General features: G+C 67.5%; 1 protein-coding gene. It reads left to right on the top strand.

Annotation, left to right across the window (positions count from 1 at the left end; genetic code table 11):
• Positions 1-85: 85 nt before the first annotated feature.
• Positions 86-1,056: IS701 family transposase (locus VXC91_RS46000; RefSeq protein WP_456243103.1), on the top strand; the 971-nt coding region annotated here is incomplete at its 3' end.

Here is a 1,056-nt window from a genome sequence, read left to right as displayed (position 1 = left end):
CTAGTACTACAGGGATAGATCCTGTTTGGTGATTGCGGCAGGATGGCCTGTCGTGAGTGCACGAGGTCGGGTCGACGATGATGAGGTGACGGCGGAGGACCTTGCGGTCCTGGACGCCGAGTTCGAGGCGGTGTGCGCCAGGATCGAGCCGTTGTTCTATCGGTCCGAGTCGCGGGCGCACGCGCGGGGCTATCTGCGCGGGCTGCTGGCGCCGCTGGAGAAGAAGAACAGCTGGACGATCGCGGAGTTCGCCGGGGCACCCGAGCCCAAGCGGGTGCAGCGGTTCTTGAACATGACTCCCTGGGACGCGGGCAGGCTGCGGGAGGTGCTGGTCGGCTACGCGATGGAACACTTCGCCGACGAGCGGGCGGTGCTGATCGCGGACCCGACCGGGTTCGCGAAGAAGGGCCGCAAGTCCGCTGGGGTGCAGCGGCAGTACTCGGGCACTTTGGGCAGGATCGACAATTGCCAGATCGGCACCTTCCTCGCCTACTCCACCCCGGAGGGCCACCGGGTGCTGCTGGACAGGGAGCTGTACCTGCCCGAGCACTCCTGGGCCGATGACCGCCCACGGTGCCAGGAGGCCGGCATCGACGACAAGGTGCCCTTCCGCACCCGGCCGCAGCAGGTCCGGATGATGATCGAGCGGGCTCTTGAGGCCAAGGTGCCCTTCGCCTGGTTCGCCGCCGACGAGGAGTTCGGTCAGAACCCCGGCCTGCGCTCCTTCCTGGAGGAGCGCAGGATCTCCTATGTGATGGCGGTCCCGAAGAACGCCGAACTCACCGATGCCACCGAACACCCGGGAAAGATAGAGGAGTTGACGGCACGCCTGCCGGAACGCGCCTTCACCCGCCGGGCCTGCGGAATCGGCGCCAAGGGCTTCCGCACCTACGACTGGGCCGTGATCGACACCCCCGACCCGGAGCACCGCTTCGTGGTCCGCCGTGCCCTGGACCGGTCCGAAGTGGCCTACTTCCACTGCTTCACCCCGCGCCTGGACCCGCTGGGCGAGGTGATCCGCGCGATCGGTTCCCGCTGGCCGGTGGAGGAGTGCTT

The sequence above is a fragment of the Streptomyces chiangmaiensis genome (assembly GCF_036281785.1).
GTDB classification, from domain to species: domain Bacteria; phylum Actinomycetota; class Actinomycetes; order Streptomycetales; family Streptomycetaceae; genus Streptomyces; species Streptomyces chiangmaiensis.
Note: the sequence above shows the minus strand (reverse complement) of the source record. Positions and strands in the feature narration are given on the sequence as shown.